We start from the raw sequence: 19519 nt of genomic DNA, 5'->3' as shown, positions 1-19519 counted from the left end.
TGAAGAAAATAAAGAAGATTTTTACTGCAGTATGTTTAACTTCATAATGGTATAAGCAACCATTTTTCTCTTTTTTAATTATTAATTTGTTTTTTTTCATAAATTACATCGTTTTCGTTGTTATTGATAGGTTATTTTTACATATTTCAAATTTAATACTACTCTAAAAGTTCTATATTTGTTATTCTTTCAAAAAATTAAAAAATTATCAAATGAAAACTTTAAACGATTTCGATTTTAAAAATAAAAAAGCGATCATCCGTGTTGACTTCAATGTGCCATTGGATGAGAATTTTAATGTAACAGATGCAACTCGTATCGAAGCTGCAAAACCAACAATTGACGCGATCTTAGCTCAGGGCGGAAGTGTTATTTTAATGTCGCATTTAGGAAGACCAAAAGGTGCTGAAGAGAAATATTCATTAAAGCATATTTTAAAAACAGCTTCTGAAATTTTAGGTGTTGAAGTTAAATTTGCTGCTGATTGTGTTGGTGAACCAGCTCAAACTGCTGCAGCAGCATTAAAGCCAGGTGAAGTTTTATTGCTTGAAAATTTACGTTTTCATGCCGAAGAAGAAGCTGGAGATGTCGCTTTCGCAAAAGAATTAGCGTCTCTTGGAGATATTTATGTAAATGATGCTTTTGGAACAGCTCACAGAGCACATGCTTCAACAACAATTATTGCACAATTTTTCCCAACTGAAAAATGTTTCGGGACATTATTGGCAAAAGAAATTGAGAGTTTAAATAAAGTTCTTAAAAATAGCGAGAAACCAGTTACTGCTGTTCTTGGAGGTTCTAAAGTTTCTTCAAAAATCACGGTTATCGAAAATATCTTAGATAAAGTAGATCACATGATTATAGGTGGAGGTATGACTTTTACTTTCGTTAAAGCTCTTGGTGGTAAAATTGGTGATTCTATTTGTGAAGATGATAAACAAGAATTAGCACTTGAAATTTTAAGATTAGCTAAAGAAAAAGGAGTTCAGATTCATATTCCGGTTGACGTTATTGCTGCAGATGATTTCTCAAATACAGCAAATACACAAGTGGTAGATGTAAAAGAAATTCCTGATGGATGGCAAGGTCTTGATGCAGGTCCTAAATCATTGGAAAATTTCAAAAAAGTAATTTTAGAATCTAAAACTATTTTATGGAACGGTCCTCTGGGTGTTTTTGAAATGGAAACATTTTCAAAAGGAACTATCGCTTTAGGCGATTATATTGCGGAATCTACGCAAAATGGTGCTTTTTCATTAGTAGGTGGTGGTGACTCAGTTGCTGCTGTAAAACAGTTCGGTTTTGAAGACAAAATGAGCTACGTTTCTACTGGTGGTGGAGCTATGCTTGAAATGTTAGAAGGAAAAATTTTACCTGGAATCGCTGCGATTTTAGACTAAAAAATCACAATTAACATTTTTTTGCATATTTTTCATTGGTAATCTATTTAAGTTTGCAAAAATACGATTACTATAATTGTTTGAATTATAGGATTTTAAAAAAATGTTATATGATTGTAAAGAAAATCTCCTTAGCGGTTACAGCTCTTTTTTCAATAACGATGTTTGCGCAGGAAACTGCAACAACTTCGCTGGATATTAAGCCAGAAGTAAAGCTGTCGTACTTAGATTCTGTAAAGAGTTCTTTTAAGAAGGACGAGGTGGCTACAAAAGTAGACAGTCTCTGGATGAAGGAATGTTTAAGTCTAGATATCTACAATGATTTTTCAACAGATATTCAGACCGTAAATACAGATCAGGATGTTAATGCCGAATTGCCAACCGAGCTTTTAAAACAGCGTTTGCAGGCAATGAATGAGAAATCTCCTTTTAATATTGAATACAATCAGGGATTAGAAAACATAATAAAATCATTTCTTAAGAACCGAAAAAAATCGATTTCCCGATTAATGGCTTTATCAGAATATTATTTCCCAATTTTTGAAGAAACTTTTGCCAAACAAAATATTCCTTTAGAAATTAAATATTTAGCTATTGTAGAATCTGCTTTAAATCCTAAAGCAGTTTCTAGAATGGGCGCCACAGGTCTCTGGCAATTTATGTACGGAACCGGAAAACAATACGCACTTAAAATCGATTCTTATATCGATGAACGCAGTGATCCATTAAAATCTACTGCTGCAGCTTCAGACTATTTTTCTAAAATGTATACTATTTTTGGTGATTGGGAGCTTGTTTTGGCTTCTTATAATTCAGGTCCCGGAAATGTAACCAAAGCGATTCGTCGCTCTGGAGGTCAAACAAAATATTGGGATATTCGTAGTAATCTTCCAAAAGAAACTCAGGGTTATGTACCGGCATTTTATGCAACAATGTATCTTTTTGAATACCACAAAGAACACGGAATCAATCCTGAAAGAGCTGTCGTTAAAAACTTCGAAACGGACACAGTTAATGTTAAAAGCGAAATGTCATTCAAACAAATTGCCGATTTGTTAGACATGCCACAATCTCAAATTCAGCTTTTAAATCCTTCTTATAAATTAAATGTTGTTCCTTTTTATCAGGGAGAAAATCATTTTATTCGGTTGCCAAAAGATAAAATCGCAACTTTTGTTAGCAACGAAGACAAAATTTATGCTTACGTGAGACACGAGGCTGAAAATAAAACAATGTCAAGTCGTTTGGCTTTAAAAGTAACGCCAAAGGCAAAAGTACAATTGAATAAAACAATTGATACAGATGTTCAGTTGTATAAAATTCAAAAGGGAGATAATTTAGGTGCTATTGCTGAGAAGTATGATGTAAGTATTAGTGATATAAAAAAATGGAATCATCTTAGATCTAATTCAGTTGCACTTGGAAGAACGTTAAAAATCAGATCTAATATTGATCCGCTTAAAGTTTCAAAAGAAGCTAAAACAAACGTTGCAATAGAGAAAAAAGCAGAAGAAGCTATTGCTGCAGTTGATGATAAAGAGAAAACTGTTGGTCAGGAGGCAAAAGAATATGTTGTAGTAGCCGGAGACAATTTAGGAAGCATTGCTAAAAAATTCGGTACGACTATTGCTGACCTAAAAGAGCTTAATAATCTAACATCAAATAATATTGGTTTAGGGAAAACTTTAGTGATTTCTAAAGAGATTCCGGCGATCGAAGAAACTGCTACAGTTAATACTGCCATTGCTTCAAATGCTTCAGTTGATTCTTTCAAAAAGAAGACTGCTTCTGCAAAAAGCATGGGTGAAGATTATTACGTGAAAAAAGGAGATTCTTTATATAGTATTTCAAAAAAATATCCTGGAGTTACAATTTCAGATATTAAAAAATGGAATGGTATTAAAAATGAAGATTTAAAACCGGGAATGAAGCTCAAAATAAACGGATAAAAAAAAATCATTTAAATTTGGGTTTTATTTCATAAATTAATAAAATGAATAAAACCCATTTTTTATTGGTACTAATCCCGTTTCTGTTGTTTTCGTGTTTAAAAACCGAAAAGCAACCTGAACCTGTTTCGGGTAAAACCAATACCATTTCTGTGATTATAGATGATCAGTTATGGTACGGAGAAGTGGGCGATAGCATTCGAAATAAATTTGCCTCGCCAGTTTGGGGTCTTACTCAGGAAGAACCTCTTTTTACAATCAATCAATATCCCGCCAGATTACTCGAAGGTTTTGTTACCGATAGCCGAAGTATTATTGTAGTGAAAAAAGCAGCTACAGATAAGTTCGAGATTATCCGCAGCAAAGCACTACCTCATAACACCTTTCGTATCTACGGAAAATCGGTGGAGGATATTATTTGTAGTCTCGAAATGAACGGATCGCAAATTATCAAAATGATTCGCGACGCCGAAATCGAAAAAATTCAGCAGGACAATAGTGAATCTTTATTAAATCCTGCCGTACTTAAAAACAAATTTCATATCGGGGTTCAAATACCGGTTGGATATGAATATATGCTGCATAAAAAGAATTTTATTTGGCTGAAAAAAGAGATTATTAGCGGTAATACAAGTCTTCTTATTTATCAGGTTCCCATTAAACAACTGACTAAAAGTTCAGACATTGTTGGGAACATTGTTAAAATGCGTGATTCAGTCGGACGCTATATCAAAGGTCGTGAACCCAATACACAAATGATTACCGGTGAAGCTTATGCGCCGTATTTTTCGACTATTACTTTAGACGGAAAAAAAACATTTGAAACCAAAGGAACCTGGGAACTGAGGAACGATTTCATGACCGGACCCTTTATCAATTACGCAATTGTCGATGAAGCTTATAATCGAATTTTAGTCATTGAAGGTTTTTGTTATTCCCCATCCAATCAGGAAAGAGATCTAATGCTGGAGTTAGAAGCTATTATAAAATCTGTCAAAATTGATAAAAGATAGTCTGCAATAATTTCATACTTTTGTTTTAACAAACATTAAATCAGTTAATTATGAAAAGTTTTTATGTAGGATTATCAATGTTGGTGCTGTGTTTTGTTTCTTGTAAAAAAGAAGTGAAACCAGAAACGGAAGCCGTTACAGTGACGGATAGCGTTAAAACTGAAGAGCCAATTGCCGAGCAGCCTTTAGATTCTGCAACGCAAATGAAATTGTGGATGGAATATGCTACACCCGGAAAAGCCCATAAAATGATGGCAGACGAAACCGGAACCTGGAAATGTGATATGACTTTTTGGGAAGAACCAAATGGCAAACCTAGTAACGCTACATCTACAGCAAATGTTAAAATGATCTATGGCGGACGCTATCAGGAAACCGATTATAAGGGAACTATGATGGGAGAACCATTTGAAGGAAAAGCTACGTTGGCGTATAACAATGCAAGTAAAGAATTTACCACCACTTTTATCGATAATATGGGTACCGGAATGATGGTTGCGACAGGGAAATACGATGAGGCAACCAAGAAGGTAGAATTAAAAGGTGAAATGGTTAGCCCATTGAATGGTAAAAAAACACCTTATCGAGAAGTATATACTTTTGTTGACGCCAATACCCGTAAGATGGAAATGTATGATACTAAAAATGGTACGGAATACAAGAGTATGGAAATTACAATGACAAGGAAATAAAAAGCCCTAATTACAATTAGAGATTAACGATATAAATCCCGATTGCATTTTGTAATCGGGATTTCTTTTTTACATGGCAGTAGTTTTGAATTTTAAATTTAATTTTGCTCTTACAAATTAAAATTGTTTGCAATGGAATTAAAATGGAAAATAAAGCCGTTTGAGGCACTAACTGTTCATGAGTTATATGATTTGCTTAAAGTTAGAAGCGAGATCTTTGTAGTGGAGCAAAATTGTGTTTATTTGGATATCGACGGCAAAGACAAGAAAGCATTACACTTAATTGGCGAATACGATGGGAAAGTTGTAGCGTATTCACGTTTATTCGATGCCGGAATTAGTTTTGATAATGCTTCCATCGGAAGAGTTGTTGTGGATGCCAATTACCGCGATAAAAAATGGGGTCACGATTTAATGCGTGAAGCTATCGCTGGAATAAAAGCAAATTTCGGAAAAGATAAAATCACTATTGGAGCTCAATTATATTTGAAGAAATTCTACGAAAGCCATGGATTTGTTCAATCAAGCGAAATGTATCTGGAAGATGATATTCCGCATATTGAAATGGTTAAGGAATAATTAGATTTTTATAATAATTCTAGTTTTTTCTAGACTTTAAAATTAAAAATATTAAGTTTTTTTCATTTTTATATATTATGTATAAATATATTATAAGTAATGAAGTGCCTAAATAATAGTTTTCTCTAAAACAATAGAACGAAATTATAGAAAACACTATAGATATGCTTAAATAAGATAATATTTTTTTCTTATCGTATGGTATAGGATAATATTTGTTTCCCAAATAATATGAGATGTACATCATGCTTCCATACGCAACTAAGGTAGCGATTGCAGATCCATAATAACTCATAGTTGGAATTAGTGCAAAATTTATAATTAATGTTAATATAGCTCCAATTATTGATATGTAAGCTCCGATATGTGTTTTATTAATGAGTTTATACCAAACGGAGAGATTAGTATAAATACCAAGAAAGAAGTTTGCTAAAATTATTAATGGAACCACTCCCATGGCTTCCCAATAAGAGGAGTTTTGTATCATTATAGTTTTTAAAATATCTATAAATACTATTACAAATAATAATATGAAAGAACCAAAAATGACAAAATATTTAGTTATTAATGCATATGTTTGAGGTGCATTTTCATTAGATGCATAGCTAAAAAAGAAAGGCTCGATTCCAAGAGTATAGGCTGTTCTGTATAAAACCATAAATAGTCCCAATTTATAACAAGCTGCATAAATACCTACTTGAGATTCCGCAATATTTATAGGTAATAATTTTGCCAATAGTATTTTATCAAATTGATCATTTATCGCAAAAGCTATTCCAGCAATTAATATTGGAAATCCATAACGCATCATTTTTTTCCATAAATTAAAATCAAAATTCCAATTAAGATTAAAATAATTCGGTATAAGTATTAGAAATGTAATGATACTAGATATTATATTTGATAAGAGAATGTAACCTATTTGAAAATTATCAAAATAAAAATTGCTTAAAATTCCATTAGAATGTGAACTAGAAATTTTTGGAAGATATTTTAGAAAAAAAACATTAAAAATTAGATTCATAATAACACTTCCTATTTTAATTATAGAATAAATTTTTGCTTTTTGATTAGCCCTAAGTTTCGAAAATGGAATTATTGATAACGTATCAAAAGTTAAAATCCAAATGGCATAGGTAATATATTCTACATCAATATCAAATATTTGAGAAATTGTATTTCGAAATAATAAAGCTGAAAATAAAAAGCATATAGTAGTCCAAAAAATTGAAACCATGCTTGTTTCAATAACATTATTTTTATCTGTTTCAGTATTATAAAATCTAAAAAAAACAGTCTCCATACCATAAGATAGAATAATATTAAAAAAAATCATATAGGCAAAAATTTCCGTTACTTCCCCATAAGAAGACTTAGGAAGGAGATCAGTGTATAACGGAACTAACATGAAACTGAACATTTTAGGAAGGACTGTAGCCAATCCATAAATTGCTGTTTGCTTGAATAATTTTTTATATAAACTCATTAAAATATAGTACTTGTTTTTATTATCGATAAAAATTTTAGTTACTTCAGTTTTCTTAATTTCTCTCTAAGATTTTTATTTTCTTTTTTTAATAATTCCATATGTTCCATGATAAAATCCGGAATATCAAAGTGATACATGTTTGTTGTGTTATTTAGTATTTGGCTTACTTCGTCAGGTTCATAAATAGCATCAATTTCTACTCCTAATGCTTTTGCAATTCTATTCCATTCGATGTCGGAAATGTTTTTTCGACTACTTTCTCTTCTGCTATAATTGGATTGTGTCATTCCAATTACATCTGCCAATTCCTCCTGTGAAAATCCTTTCGAAAGCCTTGTTTGTATAAGTTTTGTTTTGCTCATAATTAACATTTTTTCCTTACAATATTAAAAAATTTATATTTATAAAACAATATTTTGTAAGATATTATAACTTATTATTATTTAATATATATGTAAATTCGCATAAAAACGCATAAGGAATATTTTGATAAGTTAATAGTTTTGGCAAATAGATTCCTAAGTAGTTTATGTAGATACTAGGTCGACATAGTGGTTCTTACTAAATTATGATTAGAGGAAATAAATCAATGTATAACCATAAAAAATTTTAATTATGAAATTAAGTTTAGACGAATTAAAGGAAAAAGCAGAATTAGCTGTTTCAGAAGAATTATTAACTAGTATTTCGGGAGGAATGGCTCAATGCCATGAAGGTTCTTGTGGATACGCTAATGAATGGGCTGATAGATTCTGGCATTGGGTCGGATTTAGTTACTAAAATTATCATTTAGAATTTAGAGACTGCTATATAAGCAGTCTCTATTAAATTGAGTTTTAATTAGCACTTTTCATACATAATTTTATATACAAATGATGAGATTTAGTATTATAAACACCGAAATTATAAACACCATTAAAATGCTTATCTACAAGGAAGATCCTTTACTTTTAGAAAAGATTGATTTTGATGATGAGAATGTTTTTTTAGAACCGTTGTTTTTTGCTTATTTTAATTTGCCAAAATCAAGGCAAGCAAATTCTTCTTTAGAAGAAATTATGCAAGGTTATTTTTTATCACCTCAAAAAATATTTATAAATTATTCTTTTAATAATGATGGGATTGCTTATATAGCAAAAAAAGGATATTACAAAAAAGACCAAAGTGAGATTTTTGAGAAAATATGTCTTATTGAAAATACTGAGATAGAAATTTTAAAATATGAGATTAAATTTCTACAACATATTTATATAAATTATGATAATGAAGAAATTGTATCTAATGAAATTGAAATTAATGGAGCATATGAAAAAAATATATCCTTTTTAAGTAAGGCTTTTAAATTAATTAGAGAAAATGCTCCTGAACAATTTCAATTAATCGAATCAAACTGTAAAAAATGTGTAATTTTTAAATCGGATCCTAAACTTACTAATTCCTTCGCTGCGATTTCTGCTCACGGAATCGCATTTTTTAATGCTTATCAAGATGATTATGATGAAGTTTTTTTTGTAGATGATATTGCACATCAGACAGGTCATATAATTTTAAGTGCTTTGTTTTTTAACAGAAAAGATTTTTTTAAGATTAACGAAGAACAAAGTATTGGTAAGATATTATTAAATGAAGATAGTAGAACCATTTATGTATTAATTCATGCGTTCTATACCTATTATACAATTTTTACATGTTTGGATGCTTGTTTAAAAAATAATTCGTTTAGCGTAGAACAAAAAAATGAAGCTATTGCCAGAATTGGTTTTTATATTAATAAATGTAAAAAAGATATTCAGAATTGTAATAAAATAATAAATTATTTTGAATGTATTGAAAATGTTTTGACTCCAAGTGGTATTGAAATATATAGAAATATTCAAGATAAATATTTTAAAATTTTTGGCATATGGGAACCAATAACAAAAGGGTTTAAGTATATAAATCAACCATATAATTTCACATATTCAAAATTTACTGAATTAAATAAATCGATCACGATATGATTATTAAATCGAAGATAAATACCGTAAAAAGAATTTCAGTTGTATTCTTGTTGATGTTTCTAAAATCTTACAGCCAAGCTACTGAAGTAATTGATAAAACAAATCAACAAGAGAGTATAGTAAAGGAATTTGTTACTAACTGTGCAGAGAAGCATAATTATAATTATGAAATGACTGAATGGTAAAATTGTCTTGATAAAGGACTTCAAATAGATAGTACTATTGCTAATTTATGGCAAAAAAATCAATGCCGTATTTTAAGGCAAGAAAATACGAAGTTGGAATGAGTACATTAATAAGGCTGTGATATACGCTCCACAAGAATGGCAACCTTATAGGGCATTTATTAAATGTGTTTTTGCTAAAACATACAAAGAAGCCATAATTGATTTTGAAGATTATATCAAAAAATTTGGTAACATGTTATGGATCACACCTATAATTTTTACATTGGGTTGTGCTATTTGCAATTGAATGAATATGCGAAAGCAGATAAACTATTCAAAGAATATATTGATGACATTTTTAAAAATAGGGAAAGTTTGGAACATCCTACAGCTTTGTTTATTATGGTATAGCATTATATGAACAACAAATATGGAAAGAAGCTTTTGCTGAATTTGAGAAGGCATTAAAAATATATCCTAATTTTTCGGATGCAAAATATTTTAAATCAATATGTATGGCTAGATTAGGTACTAAACAGGAGATGTTAAGGCTTTATATATGCAAGCCAAAGAAGATGCGAAAATAGGTTATACAATAAATGAAGATAATACTATTTATGAAACTTACCCATATCAAGTAAGATGGAAGTTTTAATATTAAATAATTAATAAGAAATAAAATAATTATTAGCATTAGCTAAAAGAACATAATAATGATAAAAAAAGATTTTCCACATTTTAAACAATTGGACATAAAAGACTGTGGGCCTACTTGTTTAAGGATGATTGCTAAATATCATGGTAAAACTTTTTCAAGAGAATTTTTAAGAGATAAGGCAAGTATTACAAAGCTTGGTGTAACAATGGCAGGAATTGCAGAAGCTGCAGAAGCCATAGAAATGAGAACACTTGGGATGCGTCTTTCTATAGAAAGTTTAGTAAATGAAGCTCCAACTCCATTTATTGTTCCTTGGCGTCAAAAACATTTTGTGGTAGTATATAAAACCTCTAAAACAAAAATTTGGATCGCAGATCCAGCTGAGGGTTTGCTTACCTATTCAGTTGAAGATTTCAGAACTGCTTGGACAGACTCAATAGACGCAACAGGATTTGTTTTAATATTAGAGCCTAATACAAAATTTAATGAACAAAACGATGACATTGAAAGGTCTAAAGGGTTTTCATTTCTATATCCATATTTTAAACCTTATAAAAAGCTGGTTTATCAAATATTTATAGGTTTGTTTGTTGCCACAGTTATTCAGTTTATTTTGCCTTTTTTAATGCAGTCAGTAGTTGATATTGGTGTTAATAATCAGGATATTCCTTTTATTTATTTAATACTTATTTCTCAGTTTGTCCTCATTCTTTCACAAACTTTAGTAAGTGTTTTTAGAGAATGGATTTTAATCCATATAACCAGCAGGTTCAATATAAAAATGATCTCTGATTTTTTATATAAAATGCTCAAATTACCCGTAAATTATTTTGAGACACGAAACTCAGGAGAACATTTACAAAGAATTTCAGATCATACCCGTATTCAAAATTTCATATCTTCTTCAAGTTTGAATATGATTTTTTCAATGGTAACTTTCGTAATATTTGATGCGATTCTGGCTTATTATGATCTTACCATTTTTCTCGTTTTTTTAGTTGCAGCTTTTTTGTATGTTGGCTGGACTTTTTTCTTTTTGAAGAAAAGGGCTGAATTAGATTTTAAAAGATTCGATCAGCTATCACAAAACCAAACATCCTTAATTCAAATTATTAATGGAGTTAAAGAAATTAAAATAAATAATTCACAAAGAAAAAATCGCTGGAAATGGGAATTTAATCAAATTAGCTTATTTAAAACCTCCTTAAGCACATTAAAATTGGCTCAATATCAAACTATTGGAGCAAATTTTATTAATGAATTTAAAAATATTATAATCACATTTCTTTCAGCCAAAGCAGTGGTCGATGGTAATTTAACCTTGGGAATGATGACTTCAATACAATTCATCGTTGGACAACTTAATATGCCTCTAGGAAACTTTGTTTTATTTATTCAGTCTTGGCAAGATGCGAAAATAAGTTTGGAACGACTAGCACAAGTACATTTACAAGAAGATGAAGATATTCAATCAGCTCATAAAACAAAAGAATTGCCTGCTGATAAATCTATTGTTTTAAAAGATTTGACTTATAGATATGGTGGAAAATCTTCTCCTGTAGTTTTAAAAGATATTAATTGTAAAATTCCTGAAGGTAAAACTACAGCGATTGTTGGTGCCAGTGGTAGTGGCAAGACCACTTTAATGAAATTATTATTAAAATTTTACAATCCTACAGAAGGAAGTATAAACATTGGCCCCCTTAATTTAAATGACATTCACAATGATTTTTGGCGTTTAAATTGTGGAGCTGTCATGCAGGATACTTTTATGTTTAATGATACAATTGGTGGAAATATATCTGAGTCTGAACAAAATGAAATTATTAATAGGGAAAAACTAAACAATGCTGCATTTGTAGCGAATATTGAAGATTTTATTGAAAAACTACCGAATAAATACAATACAGAACTGGGAACTTCAGGCATACGTTTAAGCGGAGGTCAGGAACAGCGAATTATGATTGCGAGAGCCGTTTATAAAGACCCTCTTTATTTATTTTTTGATGAGGCAACAAGCGCACTTGACGCTAATAATGAAAAAGTAATCATGGAAAACCTGAATAATTTTATATATGGAAAAACCGCAATAATTGTAGCTCATAGATTAAGCACGGTAAAAAATGCAGATAATATAATTGTTCTTGAAAATGGAGAAATTGTAGAAGAGGGCAATCATAATGATTTGACCAAATTAAAAGGAAAATATTATGAATTGGTAAAAAATCAATTAGAATTAGGGAATTAAGATGGAAGAACAAAATGACGGACTAAAAATATATAGTGAAGAAGTTAGAGATGTTCTATCAGACCCTCCAAAAGCTATTCAAAAATGGGGTAACACTATTTTATTACTATTTATTATAATTTTATTTGCAATATCTTGGTTTGTAAAATACCCAGACATCATAATTTCACAAATTATAATAACGACTAATACGCCTCCTCAAAAAATAATTAGTAAGACTTCTGGGAGAATTGAAGCTATTTTGGTTAAAGACAAAAGCTTTGTTAAACAAAATACAGTATTAGCTGTTTTAGAAAATTCAGCTAAATATCAAGATGTACTAAATCTAAAAGACATTTTGAATACTATTAATCCAAATGATATTCAGTTTCCATTTGAGAAATTAAAGTCAGCACAATTTGGAGAGGTAGAAAGTGCATTTGCAAACTTTAGGAAAGAATATATTGCAGAGCAACTCAATACTAAATTTCAGCCTTATTATATTGAGGGAAAAGCGCAAGTTTATGAAGCAACCCAACTTCAAGAAAGATTAAACCTTTTGGAATCACAAAAAGAAATTAACCAGAATGAATTAATTCTTCAAAAAAATGAATTAGACAGATATGAAACTTTATTTCAAAAAGGCATTTATGCTTCTCAAGAGGTAGAGAAACAAAGATTGCTTTATTTACAAGCTCAAAAAGGCTATAAAGGTTTACTAAGTACGATTTCTCAATTAAAATCTTCATTAAATGAGTTAAGCCGAAATAATAAAACTACGCATATAAATGAAACCAAGGAATCCATCAATTTAGAAAACAATAAAATTCAGGCTTTCTATCAATTAAAGAAAGTTATAAAAGATTGGGAGCTAAATTATATTTTGAAATCCTCTGTGAGTGGAAAAATAAGCTTTATTCAAATCTGGTCTAAAAACCAATCAGTCGAGGCTGGTTCCACTATTTTTGTTATAGTCCCTAGTAAGGAAAATGGTTATATCTGTAAAGTGAAGGCTCCTTTACTAAATTCTGGAAAAATTAAGCCAGGGCAAACAGTTAATATTAAGCTTGCAAATTTTCCTGATCGAGAATTCGGTATTATAAAAGGAATGGTAAAAACAATTTCGTTAACTCCCGATAAAGATGGCAATTTACCAATTGATGTTTCGCTTCCAAATGGATTAATAACTTCTTATAGAAAACAGATTCCATTTCAGCAAGAAATGCAAGGAAATGCAGATATTATAACAGAAGATTTAAGATTAATTGAACGCCTATTATATCAATTTAGAGATGTTTTTACAAGGAATGCTAAATCTTCTTAATCACAAATTCAACACGGCGATCAAAATCATCACCACGTCCTAAAGGATATTTATTTCCACAGCCTTGATAAGACATTCTGTTCTTGGAGACTTTTTTAGTAGAAAGATAATTAAAAACGGTTTTGGCACGATTCCAGGAAAGTCGTCTTTCTTTGGTGTCTTTGTCAATTCCGTCGCTATATATCTCAGGAGTGCAGCAAACGTGACCTCTAATTTCAAACTGAATTTTTTTGTCCGTTTGAAGTTTTACGGCGATTTTATCCAGTTCTTTTTTTGAAGCAGGAGTAAGTTTTGAACTCCCAATTTCAAATAATATGTTGTCTAAGTAGATCTTATCGCCAACCTTTAAGTTGTCTTTAAAGGAGGTATAAATACCTTTTCCAAAACTATTACGTTTTACAACAATCAAATCAACCCGCCGATTTTTTGTTCGGGTTTCATGAAGATTGTCTACGGTGTCCGGTTTTACAACAACTCGTCCTTTTCCTTCTAAAATAACAATTTTGCTTTGATTAAAGCCGGCAGAAACCAAGAGGTTCTGAATCGTATTAGCACGATTATTTGATAATCTAAAATTATAGTCGTCGTTACCGCGGTCATCGCAGTAGCCGTAAATCTGTACAGACTCCACTTTTGTAGTATCTATACTTTTAATAAATTTAGTTACAACTTCGGTTTGTTTGGGAGTAAGATCATATTTATCAAACTCAAAATAAATGGTTTCAATAGGTTTTTGCTGCGCCGATAAATTGTAAATGAAAAAGAAAAACAGGAGTCTGCAAATTTTCATTTTTTTAAATTTTTAAAATCGTCTTGTACTCGGTTTGATTATTTAAAACGTTGACCGCTTTTTTAATTTCTGAATTGTTTTTAATATAAAATTGATATAAACCTTCCTGATATTGGTATCTTTTGATAAGCTCTTCCTGAATTAAACCTTTAATTTCTTTTTGGTTTTTATCCAATAAGGTAGTTTCACTTTTTTCAAGTGCGGCTAATAATTGCTGATATTCCGGAGCAATGGTTTCGTCTATTTTTTCCGTTTTGGCTGCTGCCAAAGTGTTTTTCAAAGCCACTTCGGTCTCCGTATCAAAACTGATTTTATTCGCTTTTAAATATTGTTTAAAGCTAGCATAATCTGCATCTGTCAATACCGGAATCTTATCTCCTAAATTTGGATTTTTGTAATAATAAGTTGTGGCGTAATCAAAGATCCCGTCGTTCTTCAATAATGCTGTCGTAATCGGACTCATTTTAGTTTCGTCTAATTCAATATCTGGCAAGACACCTCCACCATCATAAACCGTTCTTCCTTTTCTGGTTTTAAACGCATTGAAATTTTTAGCATCGATTTTTTGAACGACACCGTTTTTGTCTTTATGCGCATAATCTAAAGCCTGAATACAACGACCAGACGGTGTATAATAACGTGATATAGTAACTTTTAATTGAGTTCCGTAAGTCAGGTCAACAGAACGCTGAACCAAACCTTTTCCAAAACTGCGGCTTCCTAAAATAACAGCGCGATCTAAATCCTGCAAAGCTCCGGAAACAATTTCCGATGCCGAGGCACTTCTTCCATTCACTAAAATCGCTAGTGGAATTTGTGTATCAACTGGTTCTTTGGTGGTTTTATAAGTGTTATTGTGTTTTTCAATTCGTGATTTTGTTGTTACGATAACTTCGTTTTTCGGAACAAATAAATTACAAATATCAATTGCTTCATTTAGTAAACCGCCTGGGTTTCCTCTTAAATCCAAGACAATTTGCGTTGCTCCGTCAGCTTTCAGTTTTTCCAAAGCTTCTTTTACTTCTGCAGCCGCTTTTCTGCTGAAATGTGCCAAAACAATATAGCCTGTTTTATCATCAATTTTTCCGTAAAACGGAACCGATTTGATATCAACTTCGTTCAAAACCAACTCAGTTGTTAAGGTTTTTCCCTGACGAAGGTACTTGATCTGGATTTTGGTATTTTTTGTTCCTTTCAATAATTGCGAAGCATCGTCTTTAAAATCGGCAATCAAAACATCACCAATCTGAATAATTTCATCACCCGCTTTTAATCCGGCTTTATCAGCTGGATAGTTTTTATAAGGCTCGCGAACAATCAAGCGGTCTTTTTTACGGGAAATCAAAGCACCAATTCCGGTATATTCTCCGGTATTGTTGATTTTGAAGTTGACAACATCTTGCTCGTTAAAGTAAACTGTGTACGGATCTAAACTTCCTAACATGCTTTTAATGGCTTTGTCCATCAAATCACCCGGATTCGTTTCGTCGACATAATTGGTATTGACAGCTTTAAATAAAGTTGTGAAGATTTCGATTTGCTTGGCGATCTCAAAGAAATCATCTTTGAAACTGGTTCCAATAAATAAAAATCCTGCGGCAACCGCTGGTATAACGAACTTCTTTTTGAGATAAGGATACATGATTTATGCTTTTTTTCTTTTTAATCTTCTTCTAATAAAATAGGCTACTAAACAAAATAAGATAACAAACGGCCAAACGCTTAATAATGAAATAAATAAATCAGATAAACTAAAGAATCCTGATTTAATCGCTGTCCACAGTTTGGAGCCATACGATATTTTAACGCCTTCTTTTTCGGCAATTGTTTTGTAAAACTCAATAGTAATAGTGCTTTCAGAAACGCGGCTTTCCAAATATTTCAGTTGGCCTTCTTTGGCGTCGATCTCTTCGCGAATAGCCGAAATTTGTTCTTCAATCTCTAAAATCTCACTTACTTTATTTGCCTTCTTTAAGATTTCTAGATAACGTTCTTCTAGTTTTTTCTTGGTTTTTAATCTGGAAGTTAGGTCAATAAATTGTTCCGTAACATCTTCGGCAGATATACTTTTAACTTCAAAATAAGAAACCCCTTTAGAAATATCACTTATAAAACGATCAAAATTCTGACTTGGAACTTTTACTGTAAGATTTCTAAAAACAGTTGCAAAATCTTTTCCTTCAGAATCGTTTATTATTCTTGCTTTATTGGTCGTCGCTGCGTTTTGAATTCGATTGAAAGTAGTTTCAAGATCATCGGTTTCAAATCTTAAAGTCGCTTCTTTTATGATTTTCTGTTCAATTTTTTCTTTGATTGATGGAGCTGCCGGAGCCGACTGATCTAAACTTTTGTCATAAGCAGCTGACTCGTTTTTAGGAGGAAGTTTTACCGTTTGAACGGCCATAACTGTATCTTTGGAATCGTACGATTTTTTACAACCAGAAAGAATTAAAACAAAACAGAAAAAACAGAAAATATATCTCATAAAGTTCCAATTTAGAGTTAAAACTACAATTTTTTTATAATTTTTTCTCTAATTTGACAAACAAAGTTGTTTTTTGAGATTTAGATCTCTGTTTTGGTTTCAGAATCTGTCGTTTTGTTTATTTGTTGCAGAAATTTCTCAAACAACTGAATTGTCTTAGTATTGATTTCTTCGTACGATAATTTGTCTTTCGTTTGATAAAAAAACATCAGAGAATAAGGCTGTTCCACATTATCCCAAAGCAAATGTTTGTTCAATCGATACGTTTCTCTAAGAACGCGTTTAAAATAATTACGGTCAACGGCTCTTTTAAAATATTTCTTAGAAACCGAAACGCCCATTTTAATTTTTTCTTCAGAATCAGCTTCCGCCTGACGGTAAACCAAACGCAACGGATATTTTGAAACTGATTTTCCTTCGGAAAACAATAATCCAATTGTCGTTTTGCTCTTTAAGCGTTCATTTTTGGGGTAAGTGAAGTTCATTTAATTCAGAAAAAATTTGCAATTTCAGGTACAAAGGTAATTTTTTTATTTTCGGTTTAAAGTGGTTGATGGGTTTTATGAAATGAATTGGCACTTTTTTTATAATGTATAATAGTCCCACAGCGCTTAAATTTGTAAAATCCAATTATTAATGTAAATATAATTCGTACAAATTGGTGTAGTTTTTAGAGCATTTTTTCTTTTAAGTACCGTATATGCTGATACTTGTATAATTTTTATACCGCTAAAAATTTATTTATTACTTTTGGCAATTAATTTTTTAAAGCATGCAAAAGATAATTTCGTATCCCATATCCGTAATTTACTATTTATGTTTTGGATTGTGTCTGGTTGTTTTTCATCCGATACAATGGATTTGCCTAAATGTTTTTGGCTATCAGGCTCATAAAATTAGCGTTGATTATTTAAATTTTTTCCTTTTAAGATGCACCAATCTTGTGGGAACCAGATATACAATCGAGAATAGAGAGACAATTCCCACGGGAGTTCCGTTGATTTTTGTGTCAAATCACCAAAGTATGTACGATATCGTCGCAATGATTTGGTATTTTAGACGATTTCATTGTAAATTTGTAAGTAAGAAGGAGTTAGGTAGCGGAATCCCAAGTGTATCTTTCAATTTACGCCGTGGAGGATCTGTACTAATTGACCGTAAAGATCCTAAACAAGCGATTCCTGTAATCAAAGGCTTGTCTGAATATATTGAAAAGAATACAAGATCTGCAGTAATTTTCCCCGAAGGCACAAGAAGTAAAACTGGTAAACCAAAAGAATTCGCCCAAAGCGGTTTGAAAATTCTTTGTAAATATGCGCCATCAGCGTATGTGGTTCCGGTAAGTATCAACAATTCATGGAAAATGGTAAAATATGGCTTTTTCCCGGTTGGTTTAGGAAATCATCTTACCTTTACCGCACATAAAGCAATGGCTGTAAAAGATTATGATTTTGCCGAGTTGATGAAGTTGACAGAAAAGGCAGTTGTTGAAGGAGTAAACGAGTATAAATAGATTTTTGTTTTCAGAAATAAAACTGAAACAGAAATCGCAATCTTAAATAAGTAATGTCTATAAAAAACATTAGATTAGAAGTTATGCAGTTTTTGGAAAAAAACGTGGATAGCTTCGTAGAACAGTATTTAATTCCAGTAGAAAAGATTTGGCAGCCGTCAGATTTTCTACCTAATTCTGAAGGAGATAATTTCTTTGAGGAGGTTAGAGAATTACGCGAAATTGCCAAAGAATTACCATATGATTTCTGGGTAACTTTAGTAGGTGATACTATCACTGAAGAGGCTTTACCAACTTATGAATCATGGTTGATGGATGTTGAAGGAATAAATCAGGTTGAAAACGGTGGAAACGGTTGGTCTAAATGGATCCGTCAATGGACCGGAGAAGAAAACCGTCACGGTGATTTGCTAAATAAATACTTGTATTTGTCTGGTCGTGTGAACATGCGTGAAATCGAAATGACAACACAGCATTTAATCAACGACGGTTTTGATATCGGAACTGGATCTGACCCATACAAAAACTTTGTATATACTAGTTTCCAGGAATTAGCAACTTATGTTTCGCATAATAGAGTAGCTCAAATGGCTAAGAAATTTGGCGATAACAAGTTGTCTAAAATGTGTAAAATGATTGCGGGTGACGAAATGCGTCATCACCATGCATACAGCGAATTCGTTACACGTATTTTTGCAGTTGATCCAAGTGAAATGATGTTGGCGTTTCAATACATGATGAAACAAAAAATCGTTATGCCGGCTCACTTTTTGAGAGAATCAGGTCAAAAGATCAGTTCTGCTTTCGAACAATTCTCTGACTCAGCACAACGTATTGGGGTTTATACTGCCAATGATTATGTAGATATTATGCAGAAATTAATGGATAAGTGGGAAATTGATAAAATGTCTGGTTTAACAGATGAAGCTGAAAAAGCCCGTGATTACTTAATGAAATTACCAGCTCGTATGGCAAGAATCTCTGAAAGATTAGTAATCCCGCAGGAATCTCACATTTTTAAATGGGTTGAGCCTGCTAGATTGTAGATTTTAGAATTTAGATTTCAGACTGATATTGCAATTGAATTTTGATATTGTAATTGACATTGAAAATATATTGTTGATTGTTGAAGTGTAAGCTTTGACAATCAACATTTTTATTTAAAATAGAAAAAAGCCAGTGCTAATCCGTACAAATCCATTTCATCCGCGTGCCATTCTCAAAGCAAAATAA

General features: G+C 31.4%; 18 protein-coding genes. 12 read left to right on the top strand and 6 right to left on the bottom strand.

Annotated features, from left to right (window positions below):
* The first annotated feature begins 212 nt into the window (after window positions 1-212).
* From AC3ITQ_RS04880 to AC3ITQ_RS04860, 5 genes are all read left to right on the top strand, one after another.
* Window positions 213-1400 carry a phosphoglycerate kinase gene (locus AC3ITQ_RS04880; protein ID WP_375030975.1) on the top strand — a complete coding sequence of 396 codons (1188 nt, stop codon included), beginning with the start codon at window positions 213-215 and terminating at the stop codon, window positions 1398-1400.
* A gap of 110 nt (window positions 1401-1510) precedes the next feature.
* Window positions 1511-3349, top strand: coding sequence for a LysM peptidoglycan-binding domain-containing protein (locus tag AC3ITQ_RS04875; protein ID WP_489237048.1), 1839 nt, complete (start codon window positions 1511-1513; stop codon window positions 3347-3349).
* A gap of 44 nt (window positions 3350-3393) precedes the next feature.
* Entirely contained in the window at window positions 3394-4362 is a 969-nt protein-coding gene (locus tag AC3ITQ_RS04870) for a DUF4837 family protein (RefSeq protein ID WP_489237047.1), read from the top strand.
* Between the two features lie 50 nt (window positions 4363-4412).
* A complete protein-coding gene (locus AC3ITQ_RS04865; protein ID WP_489237046.1) occupies window positions 4413-5054 on the top strand; it encodes a DUF1579 domain-containing protein in 642 nt (213 codons plus the stop codon).
* A gap of 132 nt (window positions 5055-5186) precedes the next feature.
* A complete protein-coding gene (locus tag AC3ITQ_RS04860; protein WP_489237045.1) occupies window positions 5187-5633 on the top strand; it encodes a GNAT family N-acetyltransferase in 447 nt (148 codons plus the stop codon).
* Between the two features lie 19 nt (window positions 5634-5652).
* Here the strand turns inward: AC3ITQ_RS04860 and AC3ITQ_RS04855 are convergent, their stop codons facing one another.
* Window positions 5653-7119 carry a lipopolysaccharide biosynthesis protein gene (locus tag AC3ITQ_RS04855; protein WP_489237044.1) on the bottom strand — a complete coding sequence of 489 codons (1467 nt, stop codon included), beginning with the start codon at window positions 7117-7119 and terminating at the stop codon, window positions 5653-5655.
* Window positions 7120-7160: 41 nt separating this feature from the next.
* Complete coding sequence (locus AC3ITQ_RS04850) at window positions 7161-7484, bottom strand: helix-turn-helix transcriptional regulator (protein ID WP_489237043.1); 324 nt, start codon at window positions 7482-7484, stop codon at window positions 7161-7163.
* A 253-nt stretch (window positions 7485-7737) separates the two neighbouring features.
* On the opposite strand from AC3ITQ_RS04850, the gene AC3ITQ_RS04845 reads away from it, so the two are divergent.
* The 5 genes from AC3ITQ_RS04845 (at window position 7738) to AC3ITQ_RS04825 (ending at window position 13498) form a co-directional block, all read left to right on the top strand.
* Complete coding sequence (locus AC3ITQ_RS04845) at window positions 7738-7902, top strand: hypothetical protein (protein ID WP_489237042.1); 165 nt, start codon at window positions 7738-7740, stop codon at window positions 7900-7902.
* A 92-nt stretch (window positions 7903-7994) separates the two neighbouring features.
* Window positions 7995-9122 (top strand): hypothetical protein, encoded by a 1128-nt coding sequence (locus AC3ITQ_RS04840; RefSeq protein WP_489237041.1) that lies wholly within the window; start codon window positions 7995-7997, stop codon window positions 9120-9122.
* 574 nt (window positions 9123-9696) lie between these two features.
* Window positions 9697-9876, top strand: a complete 180-nt coding sequence (locus AC3ITQ_RS04835; protein WP_489238893.1) for a hypothetical protein — start codon at window positions 9697-9699, stop codon at window positions 9874-9876.
* A gap of 126 nt (window positions 9877-10002) precedes the next feature.
* Window positions 10003-12195 carry a peptidase domain-containing ABC transporter gene (locus tag AC3ITQ_RS04830; protein ID WP_489237040.1) on the top strand — a complete coding sequence of 731 codons (2193 nt, stop codon included), beginning with the start codon at window positions 10003-10005 and terminating at the stop codon, window positions 12193-12195.
* A gap of 1 nt (window position 12196) precedes the next feature.
* On the top strand, window positions 12197-13498 hold the full coding sequence (locus AC3ITQ_RS04825; protein WP_489237039.1) for an HlyD family secretion protein: 1302 nt from the start codon (window positions 12197-12199) through the stop codon (window positions 13496-13498).
* On the opposite strand, the gene AC3ITQ_RS04820 is transcribed toward AC3ITQ_RS04825, so the two are convergent.
* From AC3ITQ_RS04820 to rnpA, 4 genes are all read right to left on the bottom strand, one after another.
* A complete protein-coding gene (locus AC3ITQ_RS04820) occupies window positions 13485-14288 on the bottom strand; it encodes an OmpA family protein (RefSeq protein ID WP_489237038.1) in 804 nt (267 codons plus the stop codon). The two genes, AC3ITQ_RS04825 and AC3ITQ_RS04820, sit on opposite strands and share 14 nt — an antisense overlap.
* Window positions 14289-14292: 4 nt before the next feature.
* Window positions 14293-15930: a S41 family peptidase gene (locus AC3ITQ_RS04815; protein ID WP_489237037.1), complete on the bottom strand. Its 1638-nt coding sequence runs from the start codon at window positions 15928-15930 to the stop codon at window positions 14293-14295.
* Between the two features lie 3 nt (window positions 15931-15933).
* Window positions 15934-16773: a DUF4349 domain-containing protein gene (locus AC3ITQ_RS04810; protein WP_489237036.1), complete on the bottom strand. Its 840-nt coding sequence runs from the start codon at window positions 16771-16773 to the stop codon at window positions 15934-15936.
* An 80-nt stretch (window positions 16774-16853) separates the two neighbouring features.
* Window positions 16854-17258, bottom strand: a complete 405-nt coding sequence (gene rnpA / locus AC3ITQ_RS04805; RefSeq protein ID WP_194656464.1) for a ribonuclease P protein component — start codon at window positions 17256-17258, stop codon at window positions 16854-16856.
* A gap of 287 nt (window positions 17259-17545) precedes the next feature.
* On the opposite strand from rnpA, the gene AC3ITQ_RS04800 reads away from it, so the two are divergent.
* A complete protein-coding gene (locus AC3ITQ_RS04800) occupies window positions 17546-18286 on the top strand; it encodes a lysophospholipid acyltransferase family protein (RefSeq protein ID WP_489237035.1) in 741 nt (246 codons plus the stop codon).
* A 53-nt stretch (window positions 18287-18339) separates the two neighbouring features.
* Window positions 18340-19332: an acyl-ACP desaturase gene (locus tag AC3ITQ_RS04795; protein ID WP_489237034.1), complete on the top strand. Its 993-nt coding sequence runs from the start codon at window positions 18340-18342 to the stop codon at window positions 19330-19332.
* Window positions 19333-19519 lie beyond the last annotated feature (187 nt).

This window comes from Flavobacterium sp. KH_001 (assembly GCF_057840745.1).
This window is presented reverse-complemented; position numbering and strand designations above follow the sequence as displayed.

Coding starts and splice junctions, on each gene's coding strand:
- AC3ITQ_RS04880 (WP_375030975.1), top strand. CDS start 213: ATGAAAACTTTAAACGATTTCGATTTTAAAAATAAAAAAGCGATCATC.
- AC3ITQ_RS04875 (WP_489237048.1), top strand. CDS start 1,511: ATGATTGTAAAGAAAATCTCCTTAGCGGTTACAGCTCTTTTTTCAATA.
- AC3ITQ_RS04870 (WP_489237047.1), top strand. CDS start 3,394: ATGAATAAAACCCATTTTTTATTGGTACTAATCCCGTTTCTGTTGTTT.
- AC3ITQ_RS04865 (WP_489237046.1), top strand. CDS start 4,413: ATGAAAAGTTTTTATGTAGGATTATCAATGTTGGTGCTGTGTTTTGTT.
- AC3ITQ_RS04860 (WP_489237045.1), top strand. CDS start 5,187: ATGGAATTAAAATGGAAAATAAAGCCGTTTGAGGCACTAACTGTTCAT.
- AC3ITQ_RS04855 (WP_489237044.1), bottom strand. CDS start 7,119: ATGAGTTTATATAAAAAATTATTCAAGCAAACAGCAATTTATGGATTG.
- AC3ITQ_RS04850 (WP_489237043.1), bottom strand. CDS start 7,484: ATGAGCAAAACAAAACTTATACAAACAAGGCTTTCGAAAGGATTTTCA.
- AC3ITQ_RS04845 (WP_489237042.1), top strand. CDS start 7,738: ATGAAATTAAGTTTAGACGAATTAAAGGAAAAAGCAGAATTAGCTGTT.
- AC3ITQ_RS04840 (WP_489237041.1), top strand. CDS start 7,995: ATGATGAGATTTAGTATTATAAACACCGAAATTATAAACACCATTAAA.
- AC3ITQ_RS04830 (WP_489237040.1), top strand. CDS start 10,003: ATGATAAAAAAAGATTTTCCACATTTTAAACAATTGGACATAAAAGAC.
- AC3ITQ_RS04825 (WP_489237039.1), top strand. CDS start 12,197: ATGGAAGAACAAAATGACGGACTAAAAATATATAGTGAAGAAGTTAGA.
- AC3ITQ_RS04820 (WP_489237038.1), bottom strand. CDS start 14,288: ATGAAAATTTGCAGACTCCTGTTTTTCTTTTTCATTTACAATTTATCG.
- AC3ITQ_RS04815 (WP_489237037.1), bottom strand. CDS start 15,930: ATGTATCCTTATCTCAAAAAGAAGTTCGTTATACCAGCGGTTGCCGCA.
- AC3ITQ_RS04810 (WP_489237036.1), bottom strand. CDS start 16,773: ATGAGATATATTTTCTGTTTTTTCTGTTTTGTTTTAATTCTTTCTGGT.
- rnpA (WP_194656464.1), bottom strand. CDS start 17,258: ATGAACTTCACTTACCCCAAAAATGAACGCTTAAAGAGCAAAACGACA.
- AC3ITQ_RS04800 (WP_489237035.1), top strand. CDS start 17,546: ATGCAAAAGATAATTTCGTATCCCATATCCGTAATTTACTATTTATGT.
- AC3ITQ_RS04795 (WP_489237034.1), top strand. CDS start 18,340: ATGTCTATAAAAAACATTAGATTAGAAGTTATGCAGTTTTTGGAAAAA.